The sequence below is a fragment of the Archangium sp. Cb G35 genome, assembly GCF_001896145.1.
Taxonomy (GTDB): Bacteria; Myxococcota; Myxococcia; order Myxococcales; family Myxococcaceae; genus Archangium; species Archangium violaceum.
In genome coordinates, this window is sequence record NZ_MPOI01000014.1 from 15,906 (window position 1) to 35,124 (window position 19,219).

Annotated in this window: 17 protein-coding genes; 10 read left to right on the forward strand and 7 right to left on the reverse strand. The window is 69.1% G+C overall.

Annotation, left to right across the window (positions count from 1 at the left end; all coding sequences use genetic code 11):
• Positions 1-134 precede the first annotated feature (134 nt).
• Positions 135-1,862 carry a lamin tail domain-containing protein gene (locus BO221_RS36835; RefSeq protein WP_073565564.1) on the forward strand — a complete coding sequence of 576 codons (1,728 nt, stop codon included), beginning with the start codon at positions 135-137 and terminating at the stop codon, positions 1,860-1,862.
• Positions 1,863-2,109: 247 nt separating this feature from the next.
• Here the strand turns inward: BO221_RS36835 and BO221_RS36840 are convergent, their stop codons facing one another.
• Positions 2,110-3,738: a serine/threonine-protein kinase gene (locus tag BO221_RS36840; protein ID WP_073565565.1), complete on the reverse strand. Its 1,629-nt coding sequence runs from the start codon at positions 3,736-3,738 to the stop codon at positions 2,110-2,112.
• A complete protein-coding gene (locus tag BO221_RS36845; protein ID WP_073565566.1) occupies positions 3,710-4,279 on the reverse strand; it encodes a sigma-70 family RNA polymerase sigma factor in 570 nt (189 codons plus the stop codon). Before BO221_RS36845 ends, BO221_RS36840 begins: the two co-directional genes overlap by 29 nt.
• A gap of 180 nt (positions 4,280-4,459) precedes the next feature.
• On the opposite strand from BO221_RS36845, the gene BO221_RS36850 reads away from it, so the two are divergent.
• A complete protein-coding gene (locus tag BO221_RS36850; RefSeq protein WP_073565567.1) occupies positions 4,460-5,689 on the forward strand; it encodes a GON domain-containing protein in 1,230 nt (409 codons plus the stop codon).
• A 48-nt stretch (positions 5,690-5,737) separates the two neighbouring features.
• On the opposite strand, the gene BO221_RS36855 is transcribed toward BO221_RS36850, so the two are convergent.
• The gene (locus BO221_RS36855) at positions 5,738-6,829 is read right to left on the reverse strand and encodes an alkene reductase (protein WP_073565568.1); all 1,092 of its coding nucleotides are present in this window, start codon (positions 6,827-6,829) and stop codon (positions 5,738-5,740) included.
• Between the two features lie 34 nt (positions 6,830-6,863).
• Here BO221_RS36855 and BO221_RS36860 point away from each other — a divergent pair, with 34 nt between their 5' ends.
• From BO221_RS36860 to BO221_RS36870, 3 genes are all read left to right on the forward strand, one after another.
• On the forward strand, positions 6,864-7,856 hold the full coding sequence (locus BO221_RS36860) for an AraC family transcriptional regulator (protein ID WP_073565569.1): 993 nt from the start codon (positions 6,864-6,866) through the stop codon (positions 7,854-7,856).
• Positions 7,857-7,921: 65 nt separating this feature from the next.
• A complete protein-coding gene (locus tag BO221_RS36865; protein WP_073565570.1) occupies positions 7,922-8,392 on the forward strand; it encodes a flavin reductase family protein in 471 nt (156 codons plus the stop codon).
• 42 nt (positions 8,393-8,434) lie between these two features.
• Positions 8,435-9,019, forward strand: a complete 585-nt coding sequence (locus tag BO221_RS36870; RefSeq protein ID WP_073565571.1) for a superoxide dismutase — start codon at positions 8,435-8,437, stop codon at positions 9,017-9,019.
• Positions 9,020-9,226: 207 nt separating this feature from the next.
• Here BO221_RS36870 and rtcA read toward each other — a convergent pair whose 3' ends face one another.
• A complete protein-coding gene (gene rtcA / locus BO221_RS36875) occupies positions 9,227-10,252 on the reverse strand; it encodes an RNA 3'-terminal phosphate cyclase (RefSeq protein WP_073565572.1) in 1,026 nt (341 codons plus the stop codon).
• A gap of 411 nt (positions 10,253-10,663) precedes the next feature.
• On the opposite strand from rtcA, the gene BO221_RS55085 reads away from it, so the two are divergent.
• The 3 genes from BO221_RS55085 to BO221_RS36885 all read left to right on the forward strand — a co-directional run bounded on the left by BO221_RS55085 (position 10,664) and on the right by BO221_RS36885 (position 13,006).
• Positions 10,664-10,837, forward strand: a complete 174-nt coding sequence (locus tag BO221_RS55085; RefSeq protein ID WP_158079977.1) for a hypothetical protein — start codon at positions 10,664-10,666, stop codon at positions 10,835-10,837.
• Between the two features lie 112 nt (positions 10,838-10,949).
• Positions 10,950-11,951 (forward strand): MvdC/MvdD family ATP grasp protein, encoded by a 1,002-nt coding sequence (locus tag BO221_RS36880; RefSeq protein WP_073565573.1) that lies wholly within the window; start codon positions 10,950-10,952, stop codon positions 11,949-11,951.
• Positions 11,948-13,006, forward strand: a complete 1,059-nt coding sequence (locus BO221_RS36885; RefSeq protein WP_073565574.1) for a TIGR04500 family putative peptide maturation system protein — start codon at positions 11,948-11,950, stop codon at positions 13,004-13,006. The genes BO221_RS36880 and BO221_RS36885 overlap by 4 nt, the downstream gene beginning before the upstream one ends.
• A gap of 15 nt (positions 13,007-13,021) precedes the next feature.
• On the opposite strand, the gene BO221_RS36890 is transcribed toward BO221_RS36885, so the two are convergent.
• From BO221_RS36890 to BO221_RS36900, 3 genes are read right to left on the reverse strand one after another with little or no spacing between them, the layout of a single operon-like run.
• Positions 13,022-14,419 (reverse strand): MFS transporter, encoded by a 1,398-nt coding sequence (locus BO221_RS36890; RefSeq protein ID WP_083681960.1) that lies wholly within the window; start codon positions 14,417-14,419, stop codon positions 13,022-13,024.
• Positions 14,409-15,221 carry a PEP/pyruvate-binding domain-containing protein gene (locus BO221_RS36895; protein ID WP_073565575.1) on the reverse strand — a complete coding sequence of 271 codons (813 nt, stop codon included), beginning with the start codon at positions 15,219-15,221 and terminating at the stop codon, positions 14,409-14,411. The genes BO221_RS36890 and BO221_RS36895 overlap by 11 nt, the downstream gene beginning before the upstream one ends.
• Positions 15,218-16,921 (reverse strand): PEP-utilizing enzyme, encoded by a 1,704-nt coding sequence (locus BO221_RS36900; protein WP_158079978.1) that lies wholly within the window; start codon positions 16,919-16,921, stop codon positions 15,218-15,220. The genes BO221_RS36895 and BO221_RS36900 overlap by 4 nt, the downstream gene beginning before the upstream one ends.
• Positions 16,922-17,097: 176 nt before the next feature.
• On the opposite strand from BO221_RS36900, the gene BO221_RS36905 reads away from it, so the two are divergent.
• The gene (locus BO221_RS36905) at positions 17,098-18,000 is read left to right on the forward strand and encodes an AraC family transcriptional regulator (protein ID WP_143195900.1); all 903 of its coding nucleotides are present in this window, start codon (positions 17,098-17,100) and stop codon (positions 17,998-18,000) included.
• Positions 18,001-18,088: 88 nt separating this feature from the next.
• On the forward strand, positions 18,089-19,039 hold the full coding sequence (locus BO221_RS36910) for a hypothetical protein (protein WP_073565578.1): 951 nt from the start codon (positions 18,089-18,091) through the stop codon (positions 19,037-19,039).
• Positions 19,040-19,219: the final 180 nt, after the last annotated feature.

Below are 19,219 nucleotides of genomic sequence, written 5' to 3' on the forward strand. Positions count from 1 at the left end.
TGGGTGGGGTCCTTCGAGAGGCCAGCATGCCCCATGGGTCCCACGTCACCCCCCTGGGGGGGCGGGTGGGTTTATTGAGTTTTGAGAAAATAGGTGCTTGCCTGCCGCCTCCCCCCCAGCCGAGGAGGCGTCGTATGAGGAAGCTGCTCCGGTCACTGTGTTTCGCCCTGCCCGTCATCGGGCTGATGGAGCCCGCCAGCGCGTGGGCCCAGACGAAGGTGCTGTTCGAGGCGATGCACGCGCAGACAGCGGGCAACGCGGACTGGGTGCTGGACGAGGACTCGTGCGGCACGGCCCAGCGCTACCCCACGCCGGCGCAGAGCGGCATCACCGCCACCACCCCCGAGACGTACTGGGGCGGCGCCTACTCGTCCTTCGGCGTGGCCCTGGTGAAGAAGGGCTTCTCCGTGGAGAGCCTGCCCACCGGCGGCCGCATCACCTACGGCGACACCTCCAACGCGCAGGACCTCAAGAACTACAAGGTCCTCATCCTGCCCGAGCCCAACCTCCGCTACACCACCGCGGAGCGCACGGCCATCCAGGCCTTCGTGAAGAACGGGGGCGGCGTGTTCCTCATCGCGGACCACGGGAACTCGGACCGCAACAACGACGGCTGGGACTCGCCGGAGATCCTCAACGAGCTGATGACGGGCGTTTCCTGGGGCCTGCACTTCCAGGTGATGGGTGAGTCGGACAACTGGTTCAACGACAACCCGGACTCGAAGTACACCACGGACACCACCTCGCCCATCGTCCACGCGGGAGCCTATGGCAGGGCCACGGTGGGCAAGGGCCTGGGCCTCTTCGGCTCCACGTCCATCACCCTCAACCCCTCGGCCAACCCCAATGCGAAGGGGCACGTGTGGATGACCACCGGGACCGCGGGCTCCAATTCGCGGGTGACGTTCGCCACCTCCACGGATGGAACGGGGCGCATCGCGGCCATCGGTGACTCCTCGCCCTCCGAGGACGCTACCAACGGCTGCGGCCACACCACCCACAACGGTTGGAACGAGTCGCTGTACGACAACGCGCTCATCCACTTGAATGCCGTGGCGTGGCTGGCGGGCGCGGGGGGCGGCGGCGGAACCTCGGATACCACTCCGCCCACCGCTCCGAGCGGCCTGAGCGCCTCGGCGGTCTCCTCCAGCCAGGTGAACCTGAGCTGGACGGGCTCCACCGACAACGTGGGCGTGGCCAGCTACAACGTCTACCGCAGCACCGACAACGCCAGCTTCTCGGCCGTGGCGAGTGTTGCTGGCACCAGCCACTCGGACACCGGCCGCACCGCGAGCACCACCTACTACTACCGCGTGACGGCCGACGACGCGGCCAACAACGAGTCCGCCGTGAGCAATACCGCCTCGGCCACCACTCCGGCGGCCACCAGCGCCGCCCGGGTCATCCTCAATGAGATGCTCGTCAACGAGCCCGGCTCGGATGTCACCAAGGAGTTCGTCGAGCTGGTGAACGTGGGTGGCACCTCTATTGATATCGGAGGCTGGAGCATCTGGGACTCCACGGCGAAGCGGCACACGTTCGCCACGGGGACGGTGCTCGGGGCGGGCAAGGCGATCGTGGTGTTCGGGTCCACGAGCGGCATTCCGGCGGGGACGCCCAACGCCGTGGGGGCCTCCACCGGCACGCTGGGCCTGGGCAATAGCGGGGACACCGTCACGGTGAAGAACGCGGGCAGCACCAACGTGGACTCGTTCGCGGTGCCGAGCACGCTGGCGGGTACTGACGGGGTGTCGGCCAATCGGAGTCCGGATGCCAGCGCGACGGGGAGCTTCGTGCTGCACACCTCGGTGTCGACGGTGGGCTCGTCACCGGGAACGCGCGCCAACGGCTCCGCGTTCTGAGCACCATCCGCTAGCACCATCCCCTAGCACCATCCCCTCTCCCCTCGGGAGAGGGTCGGGGTGAGGGTGCCTGTCCCTGTTCTCCAACCCATGGACCCCAAGTGGAGACACGGGGTTCAACCCAGGATTCGAGGCACCCTCACCCCGTCCCTCTCCCGGAGGGCGAGGGGAAATGGCCGCGCTTGTTCCCAGGGGCCTCCCAGGGGCCTCCCAGGGGTCTCCCGAGGGGCCTCGTTGACGGAGATACTCAGCCCGGCTCCCGGTACGCCCAGCGCAGGATGGCCACGGGCAGGGCGAGCAGGCAGGTAGCGGCGAACACGGCTCCGGCCCAGCGAGGCTCATAGGCGTCCACGCAAGCCCCCGCGATCGCGATGGCGGAGAAGGCCACCATCGTCCGATCCAGCACGAGCGCCGTGACGCCGAAGATGGCCGCGAGCAGCAGTTGGTCCACCGCGAGGATGTGGAGGGGCGGGATGCCGAACCGCAATCCGAGCAACCGGTGCGCGAGCAGCGTGGGGCCGATGACCAGGAAGAGCTGGGCGAACTGTCTGCCATTCACGAGCCGGGTGATCTGCTCGCGGAGCACCACGCGGACGATGTTCGAGACGGCGATCATCACCACGGGGAGGACGAGGAGATCCGCGTGGCTCGGATGGAAGCGTCTGTCGACGCGGGCGATGACGGCGGTGCCGACGCCCAGGATGACCAGGATGCCGACCCCTGTAATGCGCAGCCGGTCCCTCCGCGCCGTTTCCGGATCCATCGAGGGAAGCCGTGCGAGGTGCTCCTCGAGCGCGGTGATGAGCGCGGCCATGGAAGGGAAGCGCTCGGACGGCTCCCGCGAGAGGCCACGGCGGAGGAGGGGCGCGAGCCACTCGGGCGTGCCAGGGCGCACGGGGGGAGTCCGGAGCTGGCCGGCGAGCACGTTCCGGGACAGCGCGGCGAGGTCCTCCCCGGCGAAGGGCGGCTCCCCATACACCGCGGTGTACAGCGTGACGCAGAACGCGAATTGATCGCTCGCCGGGGTGGCGCGCTCGCCCAGGAACTGCTCCGGCGCCATGTACGTGGGCGTGCCCATCAACGCGCTCCGGTGGGTCAACTGGCGGGCGAACGCACTCGGAACCGTGCCGGGCGGAGGCTCCTCGGGGCGCGGGGCGAGCGCGGCGATGCCGAAGTCGACGACCCGCGCGCGTCCATCCCTCCCGACGAGCACGTTGTCGGGCTTGAAGTCGCGGTGCACGAGCCCAGCCTCATGCGCGGCGGCGAGCCCCTTGCCGGCCTGCACCAGGATGGCCAGCACCTGCGGGACGGTGTGCGTGCCGGCGGCGAGCCACTCGCGCAGGGACTGGCCCTCCACGAGCTCCATGGCGACGAAGACGCGGCCCTCGTGCTCGGACACCTCGTGGACGGCGACGACGTTGGGGTGCGAGAGCCGCGCCAGGGCCTGGGCCTCGCGCAGGAGCCACTCCCGCGCGTCCGTGTCCCGGTGGAGCAGCTTGAGCGCCACGCGCCGGTCCAGCAGTGCGTCGTGGCCCATGTAGACGGCACCCATGCCGCCCTCGCCCAGCTTGCGCATGACGGCGAAGCGCCCCAGCCGGCCGGGCAGCCCGGACGGGGGGCTCGCGGAGGGCTCCCGCGCACGCATCGCCTCGGCCACCAGGGTGGGGGGACTCGCGAGGAAGTCCGTTCCCGCCGCGCGGTCGTGGGCGAGCAGCTTCGCCACCGCTTCCCGCAACGCCGCATCGTCCGCGCAGTCCGCGTCGAGCCGCCGTGCCGCGTCCTCCGGCGGCAGATCGGCCAGCGCGTCGAACAGCTCCTCGACCCTTCGTGCATCCAGCGCCACGTCCTCACCCCGCCGGAGCCGAGAGCCGTTCATGCAACCAGGCGCGGGCGAAGCGCCACTCGCGCTCGATGGTGCGGGTGGTGACACCGAGCGCCTGGGCGATCTCCTCCTCGGACAGGCCGCCGAAGTAGCGCATGAGCACGACCCGGGCCTTGCGCGGGTGCTCGGCCTCGAGCTGCTTCAGGGCCGCATCCACGGCGAGCACGTCCTCGGTGGGGAGCCCGTCCGCGGCGATCTCGAAGGCCGCCTCCAGCGCCTCGCCCGGCTGCCCGCCGCCCCGCTTGTGCGCGGCCTTGCGGCGCACGTGGTCGATGATGAGCTCGCGCATGGCCTGGGCCGCGGCACCGAAGAAGTGGGCGCGGCCGCTCCAGCCCGGGTCGTTGTTGCGCACCAGCTTCATCCAGGCGTCGTGCACGAGCGCGGTGGGCTGGAGTGTCTGTCCGGGCCGCAGGTGGGCCATCTGTGCCGCGGCCACCCGGCGCAGCTCGTCATAGACGATGGGGAGCAGCTCCTCGGCGGCCCGGGCCTCACCTCGGCTGGCGTCCTCCAGGAGTTGCGTCACGTCACGTGCCATGAGCGGGGAATTTCGCAGAAGTCCGAAACGGCGGGTAGGTCTTGACCCGGGCCCCGGACCCTGGGTGGGGAGCCCGGGCGAAAAAAATGAACGGGGCCGTGTCGGGTCTTTTTCGCCGCTTTCGGATGAAGGGACAGGAAGCGGGACGAACCCGCTCCGTACCCACATGAGGGGGACCCGATGACGACTTTCAATCCTGACCATTCCAAGCGCCGTTACCTGTCCATGAGCCTGCTGGCGGGAGGCCTGCTGCTCGGCGCCTGCGGACCTGCTTCCGTGGCCCAGACGCAGCAGCAGGATTACGAGGTGGTGGACGAGGTGGGCATCCAGGCGATGGCGATGACGGCCAACTCCTGCGCGAACCTGATGGCGGCGGGGCAGCCGATGGGCCGCTACTACACGCTGTACGTGGGCGGGGACCTCCGCAAGCCCTTCGCTGCCTGGTGCGACACCGACGGTGACACCTGGCTGAACCTGCAGACCGGGCCTGGCCGCAACTTCTCGCAGTACCTGAGCGTGGAGGGGACATCGGTCACCACCACGTGGAGCAGGGTCCGGCTGGATCCGGTGGCCATGACGCTGGACATGAATGACATCCAGTTCGCCACGAACACCGGGGGCATCCCGAGCTGGAACAAGTACTACGCGGCCTATGGCGAGGCGGGAGACTGCGACACGTTGAGCTCCTCGATGGGCAAGTCCAACGTGGACCTGAGCGGGACGCCGTTCGCCGTGACGGCGACGTGGGCGACGACCGGCTACCAGGCGACCGGTGGGTCCACGATTTCCGCCAATGGCCAGGTCGTCAATGCGACGGGCGGCGGTCGCTGTGGCGTCACCGCTGTCAGCGGCGCCCTGACGGTGCGCTACACGGGCTACTCCGCCTGCTTGGATGTGATCAGGGGGGGCGGTACGCCGAACCAGGACTACACGCTGTACTTCGGCCTGAACCCGGCGAAGCCCTTCACCGCGTACTGCCACGGCAACGGCAACACCTACCTGACCTTGTCGAACGCGGCCGGCAGCAACTTCTCGCAGTACCTGAAGGTGGAGGGGGCCTCGGTCACCACCACGTGGAGCAAGGTCCGCTTGGATACGGTGGCCGAGAAGCTGGACATCTACGACGTCCGCTTCGCCACGTCCGTCGGAGCCATCCCGGCGTGGAACAAGTACTACGCGTCCTTTGGCGAGGCGGGAGACTGCGTCGGGCCGAATTCCTCGACGGGCCGGGCCAACGTGGACCTGCGCGGGACTCCGTTCGCCGTGACGGCGACGTGGGCGACGACCGGCTACGCGGCGAAGGGTGGGTACACGCTCTCCTCCAATGACCAGGTCGTCAATGTGACGGGCGGCGGCTCCTGCGGTGTCACCGCTGTCGTCGGCGACATGATGTCGGTGCGCTACCCGTAACGAGGCAGCGCTCCGGGTAGGACGGGCGGTGGGAGCTGGCTCCCACCGTCAACGCAGTGCGGGGTAGTCGATGAAGCCCTTCTCCTCGCCGGTGAAGAAGGTGGCGGCGTCCGGGGTGTTGAGCGCGGCCCCATTCCGGTAGCGCTCCACCAGGTCCGGATTGGCGAGGAAGGGCACGCCGTAGGAGACGAGATCCGCCTCGCCCCGGGAGAGCGCCGCCTCTCCCGTCTGTGCGTCGTAGCCGCCGTTGACCATGAACGCGCCCGGGAAGGCCTTGCGCAGCAGCGGGGAGATGCGCTGCTCCGGGCTCGGGACGTTGTTGCCCGACACGGCCTCGGTCACGTGCAGGTAGCCGAGCCCCAACCGGCCCAGCTCGCGGGCCATATAGGTGAACGTCTCGGCCGGGGTGGAGTCCGTCATGCCCGCGTAGGGGAACGGCTGCGGCGCGAGCCGGTAGCCCACCCGCTCGGCGCCCCAGACGCCCACCACGGCGCGGGCCACCTCCAGCGGGAAGCGCGCCCGGTTCTCGATGCTGCCGCCGTACGCGTCCGTGCGCTGGTTGGAGCCATCCCGCAGGAACTGGTCCAGCAGGTAGCCGTTGCTGCCGTGGATCTCCACGCCGTCGAAGCCCGCCTCCTTCGCGTTCACGGCCGCGAGGCGGAACTGCTCGACGATGCCGGGCAGCTCGTGGGTCTCCAGGGCCCGGGGCGTCACCATGGGCGTCCGGCCCTTGAAGGTGAAGACCTGGCCGCCCTCCACGGGAATGGCCGAGGGCGCCACGGGCAACTGGCCATCATGGAAGTCCGGGTGCGACACGCGCCCCACGTGCCACAGCTGGGCGTAGATGACGCCGCCCGCCGCGTGGACGGCGTCCGTCACCTTCTTCCAGCCCGCCACCTGGGAGGACGAGTGGATGCCGGGCGTGCGGATGTACCCCACGCCCTGGGTGCTGACCTGGGTGGCCTCGGTGATGAGGAGCCCCGCGGAGGCGCGCTGCACGTAATAGGTCACCGCCAGCGGGTTGGGCACGTTGCCGTCGACCAGGGCCCGGCTGCGGGTCATGGGCGCCATCACCATGCGGTTCTTCAGGTCGAGGCGGCCCAGACGGAAGGAGGAGAAGAGATGGGAGTGGTTTGCCATGGCCAGAAAATGCCCGGGCCGCTATGGACGTGCCATGACCTCCAGTCCGAAAGAATTGACCGATCGTCCAGACCCGGGAGACGGGCGGGGAATCGACGTCCTCGCGGAGGTCTTGGACTCGATGCGGTTGACGACGCTCGTCTACGGCCGCCTGGAGCTGTTCGCGCCCTGGGGAATCCAGTTCCCGGAGCTGCCGGGCGCGCACATCATCGTCGTGGCGCGGGGAAGCGCCCGCCTGGAGGTCGAGGGAGTCGAGGGAGCCATCGCCCTGTCGGCGGGGGACCTGGCGTTGCTTCCGCACGGGGGCGGGCATGCGCTCCGGGATGCGGAAGGAAGCCCGCTGCACGTTCTCGGGAAGGAGTCCTGTATGCGGGGGCATGGGGGACCCGGGACGCACCGGCTGGGCGGCGAGGGGGCGCGGACGGTGCTGGTGGTGGGTTCCTTCCGGCTCGGCGCCGCGTCCCGCATCCCGCTGTTCGAGGGGCTTCCACGCGTCATCCACATCACCGCGGACCACTCCGAGGCGTCCCCCTCGCTGCCGGCGCTGGTGCAACTGCTCATCACGGAGAGCGCCTCGTCCAGCCCGGGGGCCACGGTCGTCATGAGCCGGCTCGCGGACATCCTGCTGGTGCAGGCCCTGCGGACGCACATCGCGGCGGGGCAGTGCCAGGAGCGGGGGTTGTGCGCGCTCGCGGATCCACAGATTCGCAAGGCGCTCTCGCTCATCCACGAGCGGCACGCGGAGCCGTGGACGGTGGAGAGCCTCGCGACGGCCGTGGCGCTCTCGCGCTCCAGTTTCGCCGCGCGCTTCAGCGAGATGGTGGGAGAGCCGCCGTTGGAGTACCTCGCGCGGTGGAGGATGACGAAGGCCGCCCAGTTCCTGCGCGAGAGCGAGTTGCCGCTGCTCGAGGTGGCGGAGTCCATCGGCTACCAGAGCGAGGCCTCCTTCAACCGGGCCTTCAAGCGCTGGGGCGGAGTGGCTCCCGGCGCGTACCGGCGGGAGCACCGCCGGGCTCCGCCAACGTAATGACAATCCGCCAATATATTGGCAGGGCCGCTGACATATGAGCGGGAAGCCGGTAGAGCGGAGACATGGCGCAGGGTACTCCAGAGGGCGTGAGCGCTCCCGGCTTCCGGGAGGTGTTGTGCCGATGGGCGAGCGGTGTGTCGGTCGTCTCGGTCCGTGACGCGCAGGGGCTCGCGGCGACGACGGTGAGCGCCTTCAGCTCGCTTTCCCTGGAGCCGCCGCTCGTGTTAGTGGCCCTCTCGGAGAGTTCGAGGACCCTGAAGCGGGTCCAGGACGCCGGACGCTTCACCGTGAGTATTCTCTCCTCCGCCCAGCGAGACATCTCGGTGCGGTGCGCGAAGGGCGAGGCCGAGGACGCCGCGTTCGACGAGGACGCCTTCGTTCGAGACTGTCTGGCGGGCCTCTCCTGCACACTCCTCGACACGCCCCGTTATGGAGACCACTTCCTGCTGATCGGGCGGGTGGTGGGAATCCGACGCGGAGAGGAGGGGGAACCTCTTCTGTACTGGAACCGCGCGTATCGAACCATTACGTAGGCACATCATCATCAGCACCCCTCAACCCGAAAGGACGACCCCATGCCGTTCTCGCTGCCCGAGCTGCCCTACAAGAAGGACGCCCTCGCTCCCCACCTCAGCGCGGAGACGCTGGAGTACCACCACGACAAGCACCACGCCGCGTACGTGAACAACCTGAACAAGCTGCTGGACGGCAAGCCCGAGCTGAACCAGTCGCTCGAGCAGGTCATCCTCAACAGTGACGGAGGCGTCTTCAACAACGCCGCCCAGGTGTGGAACCACACGTTCTACTGGAACTGCATGAAGCCGAACGGCGGCGGGAAGCCGACGGGGGACCTCGCGGATGCCATCACCCGCGACTTCGGCTCGTTCGAGCGCTTCTCCGAGGAGTTCTCCAACGCCGCCGCGACGCAGTTCGGCTCCGGCTGGGCGTGGCTCGTGCTCGAGGGTGGCAAGCTCAAGGTGACCAAGACGGGCAACGCGGACCTGCCGATGAAGCACGGCCAGAAGGCCCTGCTCACCATCGACGTGTGGGAGCACGCGTACTACATCGACTACCGCAACCTGCGTCCCAAGTACATCAGCACGTTCCTCGAGAGTCTCGTGAACTGGGACTTCGCGCTCCAGAACCTCAAGGGCGGCTGAGCCGATTCAACGCATGGCGGGCGGCTCTGCCCGCCATGTCCCGCGGCCTGAGCCACCGGTGCTCCGAGGCCCGCGCGGGAGGCCCGCGGACGGCCTCGAGGAATCAGCGGCCGATTTGGCGGGACTTACTTGTGCCTGCGCGCATTGCGTTCCAGTGCCCCACGGTGAGGGCTTCACCGCCAGGGCACCGGACACGAGGCCCAGACGTCAGGTGGACACCCGGCCCACACGGACCTCGGTCACCAGGGATGACACCTCCTTCACGTCGAAGCGCACGTCGAGGAAGTGCGCGAACGTCTTGAGCTGGGTGTGGGCATGGCCCTCGAAGGGCACCGTCCGGAACGAGCCCTCGCGTGCCAGGGCCAGCAGGAGCAGGAGCTGATCACACAGGTGCGGGCCCACGGGCACCCCGGCGTGCAGGTAGACCTGGACCTCCTTCGCCACCTCCACGGCGATGCTCTCCGCGGGCACGCCCCGCTCCCCAAAGCCGGTGAACACCTCGGTGACGTGTTCGCTCTCCACCTCCAGGCTCAGCACATTGCCCGGCCCGGACGAGTGCTTGAACTCCTCCACCCGCCGCTCCTCCTCGCCCCAGTCGAGCACGCGTCCCACCATCTCCAGTTCCCGTTTCGCCACGTTGAAAGGCACCTGGGAGATCATCGCCGTGGCCTGACGCCGCACCACCGCGCCGCGCTCCATCAGGTGCAGGGGCTGAAGCGGCGCCGGCCGCACGTTCACGCGGAACCGGCCGCCCCCGGCGGGAAAGAAGCCGGGCCGCTCCAGGGTGGCCTCCACCCCCGGGCCCATGCGCCGCACCAGCGGCAGGTAGGACTTCACGAGGAAGTCGAACGGGGGCGCCGCCGGGTTGTGCGTCCCGCCCTCGAGCTTCAGGGTGGACGGAGCGCTCGCGTCCAGTAGCGCCGGGAGCACCGTCTGCAACACCAGCGTGGCGCTGCCCGCCGTGCCCACCGCGAAGTGGTAGTCCCCGGGCGTCACCCTCCCGGGCCGGAACGTCAGCTCCTGGGAGTTCAGGTGCGAGCCTTCCAGCTCGGCGCCGCTCACCGCCGCCGCCGCCTTCACCGCGGTGAGGTGCTGGCGCAAAAGCCCCGGCTTGGAGCGCCCCGCGCGGATCTTCACCATCTGGAAGGGCGTCCCCGTCACCAGCGCCAGCGCCAGCGCCGTGCGCAGCACCTGTCCCCCGCCCTCACCGCTCGAACCGTCAATGCGAATCATCTGTGCTTCCTCCCGGCCTCAACGGCCTCCCTGCCCGCCCGTAGTGACGCCCGCTCCCCCATCCTACTGGGCGCGGCGTGTGGACGATGTCGACGAGGCCCTGTAGGCCCCCGGCGTCTCGTCGATGACGTCGAGTGGCGTACCGTTCAAGGCGATCCAGGCGCTGATGGGGCACACTGAGCGGACTCTCGTCGAGCTGCTGCGGCAGTCTCGGGAGGGGGCGCGATCGATTGCCTGGGAGCATGGCCCGCGAGGACGCTCGGTCCCTTGTTGCACTGAGCCAGCAGGCGAACGCCCCGTGGGGTGCGGAGCCGCGTTCTGGAGGCTCTCGTCACACGAGGGCTCAGGGGTCTCCCTCCGGGAGAAAGCGAGGCCTCGAAGACGGGGCTCGCTCAACCCAGGAGCCACCCCATGAAGAAGCAGACGAAGGCGCGCACGCACCTGTCGATGGACACCCTCACGGAGGTCCCGAGCCGGCTGGGTGCGCGCGAGTTGAGCGAGGTGGAGCTCAAGCTCATCTCGGGCGGCCGCATGGCCGAGTCCCAGGGCGGTTGCACCTCCGACACCGGCGACACGGATCAGTAGGCGCCCCCTGCCTCCCTCTCCGCGGAGCGCCTTGCCCAGAGCCAGCGGGCCGTGCCTGCTACGCTTCGAGCAAGGCCCTCCGCGGTCTTCTTCACCCTTCGCGGAGCAGACCTTGATCCTCATCTTGACCGAGGCCGAAGACATCCACTCGGATGTCGTGGAGGCCGAACTGCGCCGTCGAGGCGCCAGCGTGTGCCGTTTCGACTGGGCCGAGTTCCCCCGAGAAGCGGCGCTCTCCATCGCCTATCGCGATGGCCACAAGCGCGTCCAACTGAAGCGCGGGCGCCAGGCGCTGGAGCTCACGGCCTGCACGTCCGCATGGCTGCGCCGCCCGAGCAGGCCAAAGGTGTCTCCCCAGATCCCGGATCCCCTGCTCCAGACCTACGCCGGAGACGAGTGCTACCAGGTCATCCAGGACACGTGGAACGCACTGGAGATCCCCTGGCTGCCGGGGCCCATTCAGACCATCCGCCGCGCCGACAACAAGCAACTCCAACTCCAGTTGGCGACGGCGCTCGGGCTGGAGATTCCGCCCACTCTGATGACGAATGACCCGGACGAGTTCCTGGAGTTCTACCGCCAGCACAAGGGGCGGCTCATCGACAAGCTGCCGAGCATCGTCTTCCCCGCGAGCCAACGAAAGGAGCGCGAGCTGATGCGCTACACGCAGCACCTCACCACGCGGGACGTGGGCTACGCGCGACGCCTGCGCCACAGCCCCGTGCTGTTCCAGGCGCAGGTGCCCAAACGGTTCGAGCTGCGCATCACCGTGGTGGGCCAGGAGGTGTTCGCCGCGGAGATCCACTCGCAGGTCACCCGGCGTACCCAGCTCGACTGGCGCCGCTATGACCTGGGCCATACACCGCACCGGGTGCACCGCCTGCCGGACGAAATCCGCCGGGCCTGCGTGGAGCTGGTGGCCCGGCTGGGACTGCGGTTCGGCGCCATCGACATCATCGTCACTCCGGATGACCGCTACGTCTTCCTGGAGATCAACCCCAACGGCCAGTGGCTGTGGATAGAACAGAAGACCGGACTGCCGATTCGCGATGCGATCTGCACGGAGCTCATGAATCCCAGCCGCAGTCACGCTTCCCTGGAGGCCTGCTCATGAACGAGTCCATTCTTGCCGCCGCGCGCGACGCGATGGCGTTGCTGCTCGAGCTGCGCGAGGAGCGCACCGGGCCCGAGGAGGCTCAGGCGCGGTTCCAGGCCCTGAGGGCCCGCCACCCGGAGCCGTGGATGAACATCGTCTGGGAGCAGGAGAGCTACCAGGAGACGTTTCATTACGACATCCTGGTGGGCGGCGAGGCGGGCACGTTCTCGCTGAGCTACTGCGCGGACGAGGAGCTGCCCTGGCCGGTGCGGGGAATCCAGCGCTTCAACGAGTCCGTGGTGGTGCGCGTCAACGACGCTCCGATACGCATCAGTGAAGCCATCACCAGCCTGGACTATGCGTGGCACACCCTGCACATCGGCCGGCACCTGCTCCACATGAGCCTGATCGATCAGGAGATCCGCGCCCGGGGCATTGAGACCTCGGATGAAGAGCTCGCCGAGGCGCTGGTCCGTTTCAGGGGAAAGCGGCGGCTGTTCACGCCCGCGCAGGTGGAGCGCTGGATGGCCGAGCATGGCACCACGCAGGCGGAGCTCGAGAGGCACCTGCGAGATGAGCAGGGCCGCGAGAAGTTGAAGGCGCAGGTGATCGCCGGACAGGAGGAGGCGTACTTCAAGGACCATCGCTCCGGCTTCGATCGGGTCCGGGCCGCCCGGCTGTATGTGCCCGAGCGGGACGAAGCCCTGCGGCTGTACGGCAAGCTCCGGGGAAATCCGAGCCAGCTGCTGGCCGTGGCCCAGGCGCGCTTCGTGGAGACGGGAGAGGAGGACGCCCTCTTCACCACGTTGGAGCGGAGCGAGCTGGACGCGGAGCAGGCGGCTCTGGTCTTCGGCACGCAGCCGGGCGAGCTGACCGGGCCCGTTCCCAGCGGAGAGGGCTACGAGCTGCTGTGGGTCATGCAAGTGCTGCCAGGGCAGTTCGACGAGACGACGCGCCAGCGGATCTCCAGCCTGCTGTTCGACGCCTGGCTCGAGGAGAAGCGCCGGAGCGCTCGGGTGGAGTGGTTCTGGGGCGCCGACGAGGCCGCTCCCATTCCCGCCATGTCCCTGTAGCGCTCCGGAGCCGATTCACCGCGTGGCGGGCTTCCCGCCCACCGCGTCCCGGTGTGGAAGCGCGAGGGCCGCGAAGGCCGAGACCGCCAGCGCTCCCCCGAAGACGGCCATCGCGGCGCGATGCTGCTCGAGCGTCGCCGCCGCGCCTCCCTTGGCCAGCACCCCTCCGAGCACCGCGATGCCCGCCACGCCTCCGAGGTAGCGGAGGGTGGACATCGCCCCGGCGGCCATTCCGCTCCGCGCTTTGTCCACGGCCCCCATCGCCGCGGCCTGGGAGGGCGCGGTCGCCAGGGCCAGGCCGAAACCCAGCAGCATGAGCGGCAGGATGGCTTCATCCGGCGCGTCCAGCGTGCGCATTCCCAGCAGCCCCACTCCTGCGAGCGCCAGGAGCGCACCCGTCACCGATGTCACCCGCGCTCCGAGCTTCTCGGAGATCCTCCCGCCCAGGGGCGTACCAATCACCATCATGGACATCATCGCGAGCATCGTGCGGCCCGTGCGTCCCGTGTCCTCTCCAAACCGCTGCGCGAAGAGGTAGGGGAGCTGGAAGAGCAGCCCATACATGGCCAGGTTCTGGAGCGCGAGGATGCTGCTGCCCGCGGTGAAGGCACGCGAGCCGAAGAGCTGGAAGTCGATGACCGGGTGGCGCTGGCGCCGCTCCCAGCGGTACATCAGCACGAGCACTCCGGCTCCCGCGGCGAGCAATCCCGCCATCCACGCCCCCTGGCTCTTGCCTCCCACGACGAGCAACGCCAGCCCCATGCCGAGCAACACGCTGCCGAGGACATCGAACGCGGGGCGCTGGGTGGGAACGGGCTCGGCGGGCGCCTCCCCATGCCCCATGAGGAGCGCGAGGCAGATGACGGGGACGTTCACCATGAAGATGAAGGACCAGCCCATGCGGGCCACCAGCTCTCCGCCGAGCATCGGGCCCGCCGCCGCGGCCAGGGACATGATCGCCCCGAAGAGCCCGAAGGCCCGAGCCCGGCGGTGGGCCGGCAGCCCGTTGCGCAGCAGGGCCATGGCGCTGGGCCCGATGACCGCACCCGCTGTCGCCATGAGCACCCGCGCCAGCGCGAGCAGGGCCACCTGCCGGGCGAGGAAGCCCGTCACCGCCCCCAGGGCGAACAGCGCCTGCCCCACGCGCAGCACGCGGTGATGACCCCAGAGATCTCCCAGCTTTCCGCCGGGGCTCTGCAGGACGATCCCCACCAGCAGATAGCTGGTCACCAACCATTGGCTCAGCGTGTCGGGCCCCGCGCCCAGGTCGCGGCCGATCGTCGGGAGCGCCACGGCGATCATCGTCGAGTTGAGGGGCACCAGCGCCATCGTCAGTGCGAGCGACACCAGCGTCCGGGAGGACAGCGCCTGCGGCTCGGTGTGGGCGGCCACCTCGGTGAGCTCAGCCGCCACGGGTCACCGCCCGTTGCTGAAGGAGGAAGAGTCGCGGGCCGGCGAAGGCCCACTCCAGGTCCTGCCTTCTTCCGAAGTGGTTCTCACACCGGGTGGCGAGCGCATGCAGCTCCCGCAGACGATTCTCGTCGAGGCACAGGGTATTCACCCGCTCGGGCGCTACCGCCACCTCGTGCGTGCCCCCGCCCGGGAGCGGTTGGAGCTCCAGGTCCTTCTCTCCCGCGGCCCGCTCGAGGATGCGTCCCTCCCGGCTGATGCGGTAGCGATCCGGCGTGACGAGTCCCGCCACGACGGCCTCGCCCAGGCCCCAGCTCGCCTCGATGACCCGCTCGTCGGCCCCGGAGAGGGGATCGCACGTGAACAACACGCCGGCGCACTCGGACGCGACGAGATGCTGGACGACCACGGCCACGCGCGGCGTGCCCTCCTTTCCGAGCTTGCGGCGGTACGCGAGCGCCGCCTCGGAGCGGCCCGAGGCCCATACCTGCTTCACGGCCTCGAGCAATCCTTCCTGGGTGCGCACGCCGAGCACGGTGAGGTGCTGGCCCGCGAAGCTCGCATTGGCCGAGTCCTCGCCCACGGCGGACGAGCGCACCGCCACGGAGGGGCCTACCCGGTCGAGCAGGCCGTGGAGCTGGGCCACGGCGCCGGGCTCTCCGGCGGCGACCCGGTCCACCAGCCCGACCGAGAGCGCGAACCCGGGGGGAACGGGCAGCTGGGCGCGCAGCGCGGCTCCGAGATGGACCGCCTTGCCGCCGAACTCCTCCTCGGACAGCGCTTCATTCAAGGGGACCAGACTCATGACAGCACCTGGAGCTCTCCGGTCGTTCCATTGACGCGCACGCGCGCGCCGTCGCGCACCACCTTCGTGGCCTCCCGGGTCCCGACGATGCCCGGAATCCCATACTCGCGCGTCACGATGGCGGCGTGGCACAACTGCCCGCCCCGGTCTGTCACGATGGCCCCGAGCAGGGGCAGCACGACGTTGAAGTAGGGCGACGTGGTGCTCGCCACCAGCACGTCGCCCTTCTCGATGCGGCCGAGGTCGGTCTGCTCCTTCACGATTCGCGCGATGCCTTCGTAGATGCCCGGACTCACCGGCAGGCCGCGAACCGACGTCTCCGTCGTCTGGGCCGGGGGCGACTCGAAGACGCCCTGCATGTAGAACATGAGCGCGTCGTTCACGCGCCGCGCCGCCGGGGGAAGGAAGTCCATGGGAGGAGGGGGCGAGGGAGGCTCGCCCAGCCAGGCGGGTGCATCCGCGTGGGTCTTCGTCTTCCTCCACTGCGCGCGCCGCTGGAGCTCCTCGCTCGCCGGGTGGTGGGCGGCGCGCAGCAGGCCGAGCAGCTCGTCATGGCTCGCGTCGATGGCCAGCTCCGCGTCGGTGAGCCGCCCCAGCTCCTTCAGGCGAGCCCCCGCGGCGAGCACCGCCCGGCGGGCCAGACCCAGGGCCCAGCCATCGCTGTAGGTATTGCGCTCGTCCCGGAGCCGGTAGACGAGCCTCGCCTCGGCGAACAGCTCATCGAACTCCCGCCGGTGCGCCTCTGGCACGGCCTCGCGCACCCGCTCCAGCAGCCGCGGGTCCGAGGCGTCTTCCGTCCGCGTGCGTCCCGTCACCGCGCCCCGGATGCCATTCACCAGCGCTTCGGGAACCTCCAGGGCATATTGATCCGAGAGGTCGTAGCCCAGGCTGCGGTAGCCGACCCACTCCAGGTACGTCCGCATCTGCTCGCCCACGGCGCCGGGCAGGGCCACCAACTGCTCGAGGAGCTGCTTCGCGGGGGTGTTGGAGAACAGCAGCTCGCGTGCCGCCGCATCCGCGCGCAGGGCCTGGATGAGGGCGGGAGTCTCCTCGGTGGCGAGTTGCGCGGACAGGGGCGAATCGCCCTTGAAGAGCCGCGCGAGCTCACCGGCGCTCTTGCCCGTCCACCGTTGCGCGTGGACGAGGAAATCCCCCACGGGGAGGATGTGCGTGACGTTGTAGAGGTGGTGCAGGCGGGCCATGGCGACCAGGTGGTCTCGGCACGCCACCAGGTGCTTCTCCAACTCCGCGGTGGGAAGCGTGGAGGGCTCCACGGCCTGCAGGGCGAGGTGCGCGCGGATGGCGGCCGGTTTCTCCACCGTGTCCCAGTACCGCAGGTCCTCGCGCCAGCGCTTGCTCTCCAAGGCCTGCTTCGAGACGTTCAGCCGGCGGCGGATGCCCGGGTGCAGGCGCATCATCAGCTTCATCAAGAACAGGGGAGGCGGTGAGCCCGAGGCGCCCGCGGGGGCCCCGAAGGGGACGATCTGGGAATACATGAACCCGTGGATGCTCACCCCGCGCAGGGTTTCGATCATCAGGCCATACCGGGCGGCTCCCTCGGAGAATCCCGCGCTGAGCCCGGAGATGAACAGCTCAGCGGAATACCGGGAGCTGGGGCGGTGGGTATGCGTTGTCTCCAGCTCCCAGCTTCCCGGGCCGGGGGCCTCGAACTTCACGTCTGAAGATGTATGGCTTTGCATTCGTGATTCCTCTGGCATGGAGCCGCCGCGCGGCGGGCGGCCGGGTGCCGCGGGGGCTCTTCATCATTTCGTGACAATAATGTTTCACGGATTTTGCTGAAAGAGCGTGGATTGGGGCGGAAATCGGCCTGGATTGGGGTCGAGGCCTCCGGGATGGCGGGCCATACTCACCGTCCATGACTCGCACGCCGCAGCGCTCGCCTCCCCATGTCGTCACCCTGGATGCGATGGGCGCTGGGGGCCTGCCCTTGCGTGTCATTCGCATTCCAGGAGGGCAGGTGCCCGTGATTCCGCCCGGGCCACTCGTCTCGACCTTCTTCATGATCTTCGTGATGACGGCGGGAAGGGGGCGGGCCCGTCTCATGGAGCCGCTCGAGGTCCGTGGGGGGGACATCCACCTCGTCCCCCCGGGCATGGAGCACCAGCCCCTCGATATGGGCAACCTCGAGGGGTGGATCGTGGGGTTCGATCCGTTGCTGCTCCGCTCGCTCGGACCGGAGTGGTTGCCGGAGCCGCCTCGAAGCCGTGGAGCGGCGAAGCCCACTCCCGTGCGAAGCCTCTTCGTCCGGGGACTGCTCCGGTTGCGGCCCGGGCAGGCACGGTGGCAGCGAATCGTGCACCGGTTGGCCGAGCTGGAGACGGAGTTGCGAGAAGCCCGGTGGGGCGCGGAGAACGCGACGTATGCGTGGTTCGTCCTGCTGGTCACGGAGCTCCTGCGCGAGTTGCAGGAGCACGCGCCTCTCGCGCCGGCCATGAGTGGCAGGCTCGTGCACGATTCGCTCGCCTTCATCGAGGCGCACTGCTTGCGGCCCCTTTCGCTCCAGGACGTCGCGGTGGCGGTGGGGTGCACGCCCTCGCACCTGGCCAACGTCATCCGCGAGGAGACGGGGCTGACGGTGGGGGACTGGCTGCGCGAGCATCGCATGGCCGAGTCCCGGCGGCGCCTGCGGGAAACGGGAGCCAGTATCGAGAGCATCGCCAGCCAGGTGGGTTACACCGACGTCACCCATTTCATCCGCACCTTCCGGCGCGCCCACGGAGTGACGCCCCGGGCCTGGCGCGAGCAGCACCGCCGCTAACCCCAATCCAAGCCGGTTTCCAACCCAGACCACGCTCTGCCCGCACTCCGGTGGACCCGCTCACAACCCGCCGCGTAAGCTGATTCACATGCCCATCCGTCGCGCTCTCACCTGTGTCTCGCGCGGGCTCGCCGTGGCCGGCGCGCTGCTCTCGCTGCCCTCCCTGGCCGACAGCCCCCAACCTGAGCTGTACAAGGTGACCGCGCGCAAGGGGAACAAGACGTTCAAGACCGATGCGCTCGTCGTCTACTACGAGAACCTGCTCTCCGGCCGCGAGGTCCGCTCGGGCAAGCAGGTGCGGCTGACGATGCCCGCATTCACCCGGCTCGAGATCCGCGACGGCCGCTACACCTTCCAATTTCCTCCCGCGTGCAAGGACGGCAAGCCGCGCACGCTCGTCCTCGACAACGCGCGCTTCGCTCCCGGCATCTCCCTCCGGGATCCGTCGCTCTGCGCGCTCGCGCCCACCGAGGTGGTGCTCGAACCCGGGAGCGGCAAATCACCCGACTGCTCCATGTCCAAGGCGCTGCGCGCGAAGGTCGCGAAGATAAAGAAGGAATGCGAACAGGAAGGAGGCTGCGGTGACTTCGAGCCGTGCAGCTTCGCCTACTCGAAGAACTACCGGTCTTGCGAGCAGCTCTTCTCCTCGGAGCCGATCGAAGGCGAGTCGACGTCGCTCGAGCGTCTGGAGGGACCGGACTACGACCCGGCGAATCCCGCCCAGACCGCCGCGGCCTGCCGGGCGGGAAGCCACGTGGCCTGCGCGGACCTCATCCCCAACCGCCCCCAGAAGCTCAAGATCCGCTGCAACGGCCGGTTCTCCAATGGCACCGGGTTCGGCACCTGGGTGGAGAGCGAGGCCGAGTGCATGCTCCGGGGTTATCTCGAGGTCCTCCGTTTGCAATGCGAGGACGGAAAGCGCATCGACGGGCAGGTCTTCTTCGCTCCGCAAGGCGCGGCGGAGAAGTGGCAGCCGGTCCTGACGCCTCCGCCCCAGGAGCTGCTGGAGTCCATCCAGGCAGCTCCTGCCAGGCCTTGAGCCGTTTCTAAGCCCCCGGACATAGATACTGTCCACCCCCAGCATGGGACCGCTGCGGGTGGACGAGGGGCATTAGCGCGCTACCGCCAGCGCCAACTCCGACGTGGACAGAAACCATGTCCGGGGGCTTAGGACCCGGGGCGGATGGGTTGAAGACGACCCCTGCCCCTCCGGAAGTGA